The 7,997-nt window shown below is 66.3% G+C and carries 8 protein-coding genes; 5 read left to right on the top strand and 3 right to left on the bottom strand.

Annotated features, from left to right (window positions below):
- Positions 1 to 45 precede the first annotated feature (45 nt).
- From B215_RS0113465 to B215_RS0113455, 3 genes are all read right to left on the bottom strand, one after another.
- Entirely contained in the window at positions 46 to 381 is a 336-nt protein-coding gene (locus B215_RS0113465) for a PilZ domain-containing protein (RefSeq protein WP_019370171.1), read from the bottom strand.
- A gap of 85 nt (positions 382 to 466) precedes the next feature.
- Positions 467 to 1,693, bottom strand: a complete 1,227-nt coding sequence (gene tyrS, locus B215_RS0113460) for a tyrosine--tRNA ligase (RefSeq protein ID WP_026009240.1) — start codon at positions 1,691 to 1,693, stop codon at positions 467 to 469.
- A 48-nt stretch (positions 1,694 to 1,741) separates the two neighbouring features.
- Positions 1,742 to 2,458, bottom strand: a complete 717-nt coding sequence (locus B215_RS0113455) for an MgtC/SapB family protein (protein WP_026009239.1) — start codon at positions 2,456 to 2,458, stop codon at positions 1,742 to 1,744.
- 128 nt (positions 2,459 to 2,586) lie between these two features.
- Here B215_RS0113455 and B215_RS20135 point away from each other — a divergent pair, with 128 nt between their 5' ends.
- The 5 genes from B215_RS20135 to B215_RS0113430 are packed head-to-tail and all read left to right on the top strand — an operon-like array spanning position 2,587 to position 7,997.
- Positions 2,587 to 3,102, top strand: a complete 516-nt coding sequence (locus tag B215_RS20135; protein WP_019370168.1) for a DOMON-like domain-containing protein — start codon at positions 2,587 to 2,589, stop codon at positions 3,100 to 3,102.
- A gap of 5 nt (positions 3,103 to 3,107) precedes the next feature.
- Positions 3,108 to 4,304 carry an exo-beta-N-acetylmuramidase NamZ family protein gene (locus B215_RS0113445; protein WP_019370167.1) on the top strand — a complete coding sequence of 399 codons (1,197 nt, stop codon included), beginning with the start codon at positions 3,108 to 3,110 and terminating at the stop codon, positions 4,302 to 4,304.
- A gap of 11 nt (positions 4,305 to 4,315) precedes the next feature.
- Positions 4,316 to 5,509, top strand: a complete 1,194-nt coding sequence (locus B215_RS0113440; RefSeq protein ID WP_019370166.1) for a hypothetical protein — start codon at positions 4,316 to 4,318, stop codon at positions 5,507 to 5,509.
- A 48-nt stretch (positions 5,510 to 5,557) separates the two neighbouring features.
- Complete coding sequence (locus B215_RS0113435; protein WP_019370165.1) at positions 5,558 to 6,631, top strand: DUF2336 domain-containing protein; 1,074 nt, start codon at positions 5,558 to 5,560, stop codon at positions 6,629 to 6,631.
- Entirely contained in the window at positions 6,621 to 7,997 is a 1,377-nt protein-coding gene (locus B215_RS0113430; RefSeq protein WP_019370164.1) for a PAS domain-containing sensor histidine kinase, read from the top strand. Before B215_RS0113435 ends, B215_RS0113430 begins: the two co-directional genes overlap by 11 nt.

The following is a 7,997-nucleotide window of genomic DNA, read 5'->3' as shown; positions in this document are numbered from 1 at the left end:
TTGGGAATCCCTCACCGATTCAGTGCGGTCGAAATCCGCTCTAGATCAGGCGCGGGGGGTGCCGGACGTTCGCATGGCCGCCAGTACGGCGGCGTAGCGTTGCGGCGGGATGCGCGGTTGGAACTGGCATCCGATCCGTCCGCCGAGCGCCCAGCGCACCTGCGCCTCGACCCCGCCCACCACCGGCAGCTGCACGCCCAGCAGGTCGCCCGCGTCCAGGGGCGCCTCGCACCGGGCCATCAACCCGTCCTCCGAAATGTTGACGATCAGCAGGACGATAACCTTACCTTCCGCCCCCACCCCACGCGCGCGGTGCTGCACTTCATCACGATTGATCGACCGGCCGTCGCTGGCGGCCGGCGTTGCCCCGGTTGAACGCACTTGTCCCTCGTCGAGTACTGGAGGTACCGATCCGGATTACGGCGGGTATATGAACCGGCGCACAAGAAGGCTGGTAAACAGTGGCTTAAGTTGCAGGTTTGAGAACGCCATGATGCTTTTTGCCGGCGGAAAGCCGTACCTCCCTCGTAACGGCGACCATTGTTGCTTCTTCTTCCACCTTCACGCCATCGATCCTGGCGCCCCCGCCCTTGATCAGCCGTCGCGCCTCGCCTTTAGAGGCGCAGAAGCCAAGGCTCACCAGCGCATCGACGATCGCGATTTCCCCGGCGACCGCCAACGTCGGTAGCGCATCACCGGCATGGCCTTCCTCAAAGGTCTTGCGCGCGGTTTCAGCGGCGTTCTCGGCGGCGGCACGCCCGCGGCACATGGCGGTGGCTTCGTTGGCGAGGATCTTCTTCGCCTCATTGATCTCAGCGCCTTCCAACGCTTCCAGGCGTGCGATTTCATCGAGCGGCAGATCGGTGAAAAGGCGAAGGAAGCGCCCGACGTCGCGGTCGTCGGTGTTCCGCCAGAACTGCCAATAGTCGTAATGCGGCAGCTGATCCGGATTGAGCCACACCGCGCCGGACATGGTCTTGCCCATCTTGCCGCCGTCCGCCGTCGTGATCAGGGGGGTGGTGACGCCGAACACGTCGGTTCCGTCGACGCGGCGCGACAGCTCGATGCCGTTGACGATGTTGCCCCATTGATCCGATCCACCCATCTGCAGGCGGCAGCCGGAGCGGCGCGAAAGCTCGAGAAAATCATAGGCCTGGAGGATCATGTAATTAAACTCGAGGAAGCTGAGCGACTGTTCGCGATCGAGCCGCAGCTTGACCGAGTCGAAGCTGAGCATCCGGTTGATCGAGAAGTGCTGGCCGATGTCGCGCAGGAACGGGATATATTCGAGCTTGTCGAGCCAATCGGCATTGTCGACCATCACCGCATCGGTGGGGCCGTCGCCGAAGGTCAGGAAGTTCTCGAACACAGTCTTGATCGAAGCAATGTTGCTGGCAATCGTATCGATCGTCAGCAGCTTGCGAGCTTCGTCCTTGAAGCTGGGATCGCCGACCTTGCCGGTGCCGCCGCCCATCAGCACGATCGGCTTGTGGCCAGCCTGTTGCAGACGACGCAGCAGCATGATCTGCACCAGGCTGCCGACGTGAAGCGACGGGGCAGTGGGGTCGAAACCGATATAGCCGGGCACGATCTCCTTGGCGGCAAGCGCGTCGAGCGCGCCGGCGTCGGTAACCTGGTGGATATAGCCGCGGGAGGACAGCAGACGGAGCAGATCGGACGTGTATTCGGTCATGATAGGGCCGCGCATAGCCAATGCCGGCGTTCGCGTCATCCCCGCCGATCAGTCCTGCCTCTGCAGCGCCCAGCTGGCGTGCTGAACGTCATGCCGGTTTGAAAGATGCACGATAATCGAGTCGAGATCCGCATCGAGGGCGGCGGTCGAAACGAGGCGGGCGCGGATCTCGGTACGCCCATCGGGACGTTCTATGGTGTCTATCTCCGCGACGGGATAGCGCATCAGCTCGAGGTGATCGGTCGAAAGGTCGCGCAAGACGTCGACGCGTGCCGGCTCGGTGGTCAGTGTCACGAAATAGGTAGCTTCTACCTGACCGCCCGACAGCGGAACGCGATTGATGGCGTTCACGACGGGCCGCAGGAGCGTGTTGCCGGCGATAACGAACACCGCAAGCGTGGCGGCCTCCGCTGCCATGTCGCTGCCGGCGCAGGCGCCAACGGCAGCCGAGCACCACAGAGTTGCCGCAGTGTTAAGGCCGCGGATGTTCATGCCTTCCTTCATGATGACGCCGGCGCCCAGAAAGCCGATGCCGGAGACGACATAGGCGATCACCCGCACCGCTTCCAGATCGCCGGCAATGCGCTGAGAAAGGTCTACGAATGCGGAGGCGCCCAGCGCGACCAGCGCGTTGGTGCGCAGGCCCGCGGTGCGCTGGCGGAACTGCCGCTCGGCGCCGATCGCCGCGCCCAGTAGCAGCGCCAGCGTGTAGCTGAGCAGCGTGTCGAGATAGGCGGCGAGGTGGAAGGTATGGAGAAAATGCACGGCGGGACCGCCCTGGCGAATCGTTGCAATATCTTGCAGGCGCTTGCGCCGGCAAGGCGTCACAGGCAAGCGCCGTGCGGCAGAGGCCACGCTTTCCTTCCGGTCGCTGTCATTCTACGCTAGGGACGATGATCCGTTTGCTGCCGCATCGCGCCGCACAACCCCACGCCGTTGCCGGTCTCCACTGTGCGGTATCGCGAGGCGGCGACGGACTGGATATTGTCTATCGGGTCGAGTCTCCGGCGGAAGCGCTGGTGTTGCCAATTCCTGCAGAACCGCTGCGGACCGACGGACTGTGGCGCTCCACCTGCTTCGAGTTGTTCGTTCAAGAGGCGGCGGGCAGCTATTGCGAGTTCAACTTTGCCCCCTCCAGCCGATGGGCCGCCTACCATTTCACCGGTCGGCGAGAGGGCATGGCGCCGCTGGAGCAGGACGTTCCGCCTGCCATCCAGTTCGACAGTGTGGCGATGTTGCTTTCGGTGCGCTTGGAGGGCGTGCCGGCGGGTGTGTTGCGATGCGGAGTGACCGCGGTGATCGAGGAGCAGGACGGCACAATATCCTATTGGGCCCTGCGCCACGGCGGCGATCGCCCGGATTTCCACGATCCGGATTGCTTTGTGCTCGAAGTGCCGCCAGCAGGCTGAGTCTTATGCTTTTCGGAATCGATCGTCTCCTCGCCGATGCCAGCCTGCGCAAGCCGCTTCAGGGAAAGCGCGTCGCGCTGCTCGCCCATCCGGCATCCGTGACCGCGGACCTCACGCATTCGCTCGATGCACTGGTCGCCGCGGGGGTTCGGATCAGTGCTGTGTTCGGACCGCAGCACGGCGTGCGCGGTGACCTGCAGGACAATATGATAGAGTCGCCCGACTTCACCGATCCACAGTACGGCGTGCCAGTATTCAGCCTCTATGGCGAGGTCCGCAGACCTACAGACGCGTCGATGGACAGCTTCGACGTGATGCTGGTCGACCTGCAGGATGTCGGGTGCCGAATCTACACCTTCGTCACGACGCTGCTCTACGTCCTCGAAGCCGCAGCGAAGCATGGCAAAGCGGTTTGGGTGCTAGATCGGCCCAACCCCGCCGGCCGGCCGGTTGAGGGGCTGACGCTGCTGCCCGGATGGGAGAGTTTTGTCGGCGCGGGGCCGATGCCGATGCGGCACGGGATGACGCTGGGCGAACTCGGCCACTGGTTCATCGCGCACTTTGGCCTGGACCTAGACTATCGGGTGGTGGCGCTGCAGGGCTGGCAGCCCGAGGCGGCACCGGGCTTTGGCTGGCCGCCTGAGCGCCCCTGGATCAACCCAAGTCCGAATGCCGCAAATGTGAACATGTCGCGTGCCTATGCTGGGACGGTGATGCTGGAAGGAACGATGCTGTCCGAAGGCCGCGGCACGACCCGGCCGTTGGAACTGTTCGGTGCGCCCGACATCGACGCTTCGGCGGTGATCGCCGAGATGCGCCGGCTGGCGCCGAACTGGCTGGCCGGCTGTACACTGCGTCCGATGTGGTTCCAGCCCACCTTCCACAAGCATGTCGGCCAGCTCTGCTCGGGCGTGTTCCTTCATGCCGAAGGGCCAGGCTACGACCATGCCGCCTTCCGTCCCTGGCGTGTTCAGGCCCTTGGCTTCAAGGCGATCCGGGCGCTGGCGCCGGACTACGCGTTGTGGCGCGACTTCCCCTATGAGTATGTCTTCGACAAGCTGGCGATCGATGTGATCAACGGGGGCCCCGGCCTGCGGCAATGGGTGGATGATGCGGGCGCCGCGCCGGGGGACCTGGACGCGCTCGCCGCACCGGACGAAGCGGCGTGGATCGAGATGCGGCAATCGCATCTGCTCTATTGAGGGGGAGCGACATGGTTACCCAGGCACGCGCGCTCGTCGGCCTCGTCTTCGCCGTGGAGGAGGCGCTAGACCGGCCCGGCGCGCTCGTCGGCAGCCTGCCCTTCGGCGGCATGACCCTGCTGGAATATCAGGTGCGGCTGCTCGCCGGGATCGGTGCCGAACAGGTGCTGGTCGCCGCTGGTCGCGTGACCCCGGCGTTCCTGGCCGCGATCGAGCGGGCGGGCCGGGGGCAGCTTGCCATCGAGATCGTCCGATCGGCCGAGGAAGCCGCCGAAAAGGTGCTGCGGGACGCGGATGTGCTGGTGCTGGCCGACGGCTTGGTTACCATCGATCCGGTGATGGAGCGCATGGCCGCGGAACCGCACAACGCGCTGCTCGTCACTGACGACGCGGAATCGCCGGCAGCGATCGAGCGGCTCGACATGCGCCATTGCTGGGCGGGGATTGCCCGGATCCAGGCGGCGCACCTCGCCCAGATCGCCACGATGCCGGAAGACTATGACTTCCAGTCGGCGCTGCTGCGCGTCGCCGCCCAATCGGGCGCGTTGCAGGTGCCGCTCGCGCCGGTATGGGCACGCGCCGGCCATGCCGTCGAACGGAGCGCGCAAGGACTGGCCGAGCGCAATGATTCGGTGCTCGCCGCCCTCAGTGACCGGCGCACTTTGTGGGCGGACCGGTGGGTATTCAGCCGGGCGGCCCGCTATGTGCTGCCGCAGCTGATGGCGCGCGAGATCCCGGACTGGGCGCCGCTGATCGCTGGTGGCGTTCTGGGTGCTGGATCGGTCGTGGCGACGTTCGCGGGCTGGCAGGGCATTGGTGTGTGCATCGCGCTGCTCGCCGCACTGGCGCTTGCCACGGGCGCCGCCCATGCGGCGCTGCGGGGCGAGGAGCCACGTGCCCGCGGGATCGAGGCGGCAGTGTTCGTGCTGTTCGCGCTGGTGGTCTTGGCCAATGGCTGGCGGATGCATGTGGGGCTAGGCACGGCTGCGTCCACGCTGCTCGCCCTGGGCACACTGGTTGCGCAGCTTCTCGCGGAGCGCGTACCGGTCCCGCGCCGCCGCTGGTGGGCCAACGCATCGGCGCAGCTGCTGATCCTCACACCGTTCGCGATCGCCGGCTTCCCGCTGATCGGCTTGGCTGTGGCACAGCTTTACGCTGTCGCGACGCTCGCGGCCGCGATCGAGGCGGTTCGCCACCGATCCTAGTCCGGCGATCTTAGGCTGCGCTTAATTCGACTGGGGTAGACTGGCGTGATGTCGGACGACATCGCCGATACGCGCCATGGTTCTTTCCTGGGCGCTGAAGACCTGCTGGGGCGTGCCGCAGCGGCCGAACGGCGCGTGCGCGCTGCCACGGCTGCCGCCGCTCAGGACTTTTCGGTGCCGGAGGCGTTCCGGCTTGATGAAGCCACCCGCAGCGGCATGACGGCGCTGCTAGAAGAATGGGTGGAGGCCGCGGAGCGCGCGCTATCGGATTTTGCGACGCCGGGAGCAGGTGAAGTGCTGCCGCTGCTGCGCGCAGCTGGCCTGCTGAACGACTGGACATTGACCGACGCCCTGATCGGCCAAGTGCGGCAGGACCAGCTCGGTAAGGCGCTACCCCACCATGCGTCGGCCGATCCGGCGCGCGTCAGTCTGATCAACCGCTTCATCGATCATCCAGTGCCGGCGATCGCCGAAGCCGCCCGCGATCTTTTGCTGGCGGGGCATCACAAAGGAAATCCTGAAACGGGACAACAGCGTGCGCCTCTGCACTTGCATGCCAAGCTGCTTTGGTGGGTTGCATCCGCGAAGCGTGAGCAGGCAGGAGCCGAGGCTGATATCGCTCTAGACGAAGCATTATGCGCAGCCGTGCGCCGTGCGATCGCCGCGGCGGAGGCGTTCCCGAACGAGGCAGCAGACGCCGCAGCGATGCGGTTTGCGGCTGCGATCGGCAGTGCACCACGCGAAGTGCCCGAGCTTCTGGTCGAAGCGCTACGTGATCGTCGGCTGGCGCTGTTCCTGGCGTTGTTCGCCCATGCGGCGCAGATCGGATATGCAGATGCGCGGGCGCTCGTGCTCGATCGGCATCCCCAGCGGCTGGTGCTGGCGCTGCACGCCATAGGCGCACCGCGCGACACCATCGCGCAGATCGGGTTTCTGTTGTGTGAGGCGGATCCGAACAGAGCGATCGCCGTGCTTGCCGACTGCGTCGACGCGGTCGGCGCGGTCGATCATGCCCAGGCATGGGCGGTGCTGGCGGCGTTGCGGCTGGACCCCGCCTATCACGCGGCGCGAGCGGCCCTTCGCCGTAGCGCCATGGCAGGATGGGGCGAGGGTGGCCGATGAAGCCGGCCCCCTGGCGGTCGCGCGCGTCGATGCCGCCGGCCGGCTGATCGACGCCGAACCCCTGCTGAAGGCGCTGAACAGCCGCGCGGGGGGGCGGATCGGCGCACCGCTGGCAGTGCCAGGTATCGCCGAACTGGCCAGCCTTTCTCATCGGCTGGGCATCCGCATCGCACGCGGGGTGGTCGCGGCTGATGGCGAGGAGGATCTGGACCTGTGGGTCCGCGCCGGTCCGGATCGCGGCGGTGTCCGCCTGGAGGTGAGCGGCTGGCGGCACCGCTCGGCGTGGCGTCCAACGCACGATCCGGACAGAGAGAGCGACTTCTTGCGGACCCATGGCGAATTGCTGTGGGAGACAGACGCGTCGCTGCGCCTGACGTTCGTTTCTCCCGATGTGGGCTCGTATGAGGGTGTGGATCCGCGCGCGCTGCTGGGTCAGCCGCTGACGCGCTTGTTCGCGCTCGCGCAGGACACGGACGGGCAGTTGCCGATCCTTTCCGCGGTTTCCGCACGGGCCCGTTTCGACGGCCAATTGGCCGAGCTGCGCGGAACCGCGCAATGGGTTCGGCTGGAGGCACGGCCCCGTAGCGATGCCGAGGGACGCTTCGCCGGGTTCGTTGGCGCGGCCCATGCGCATGACGGCGGAGCCCTTGCGACGCGCGCGGCAGCGACCGCCGCCCTGCCGCAGGTGCCGTACCCACCGGGTTTCGGGAGACGCCTGGAGCGGGCACTGCGTGCGCCGCTTGCCCGGATCATCGCCGCCGCAGAAGCCATCGACAAGCAGGACAGCGGGCCGATTCGAGAGGATTATGCGGGATATGCTGGGGATATCGCCGACGCCGGGCGGCATCTGCTTGCTATGATCGAGGATCTGGCGGACTTGCAAGTGGCTGAGGAGGCAGCCGTCGCAACGACGGCAGACGCGATTGATCTGGCGGCCCTAGCCCGCCGGGCGGCCGCGCTGCTTACTGTGCGCGCATCGCAGACTGGGGTCACGATCGACGCGCCGGCCGCGGAGGCGGTGCTGCGCGTGACGGGAGATTTTCGGCGGACGTTGCAAGTCCTGGTCAACCTGATCGGCAATGCGGTGCGCTATTCACCATCCTACGGCGTCGTTCGAGTCGCGCTGGCACGGGAAGGCGGCGTCGGGTGCGTTATCGTCGCCGATCAGGGCAAAGGCATCGCGCCGGCCGACCATGAAAAAATCTTCGAGAAGTTCGCGCGACTGGATCCCGCCGAACCGGGCGGCAGCGGATTGGGGCTGTACATTGCCCGGCGGCTTGCACGGGCTATGGGCGGCGACCTGGCAGTCGAAAGCACGCCGCAACACGGCGCGCGCTTCCTCTTCTCACTGCCGCTGCGGGAGTGA

The sequence above is a fragment of the Sphingomonas sp. ATCC 31555 genome, from assembly GCF_000282895.1.
Lineage (GTDB): Bacteria > Pseudomonadota > Alphaproteobacteria > Sphingomonadales > Sphingomonadaceae > Sphingomonas.
This window is presented reverse-complemented; position numbering and strand designations above follow the sequence as displayed.

Excerpts from the sequence above, each read along its gene's own strand:
- B215_RS0113445 (WP_019370167.1), top strand. The coding sequence starts at position 3,108 with ATGCTTTTCGGAATCGATCGTCTCCTCGCCGATGCCAGCCTGCGCAAG.
- B215_RS0113435 (WP_019370165.1), top strand. The coding sequence starts at position 5,558 with ATGTCGGACGACATCGCCGATACGCGCCATGGTTCTTTCCTGGGCGCT.
- tyrS (WP_026009240.1), bottom strand. The coding sequence starts at position 1,693 with ATGACCGAATACACGTCCGATCTGCTCCGTCTGCTGTCCTCCCGCGGC.
- B215_RS0113440 (WP_019370166.1), top strand. The coding sequence starts at position 4,316 with ATGGTTACCCAGGCACGCGCGCTCGTCGGCCTCGTCTTCGCCGTGGAG.
- B215_RS20135 (WP_019370168.1), top strand. The coding sequence starts at position 2,587 with ATGATCCGTTTGCTGCCGCATCGCGCCGCACAACCCCACGCCGTTGCC.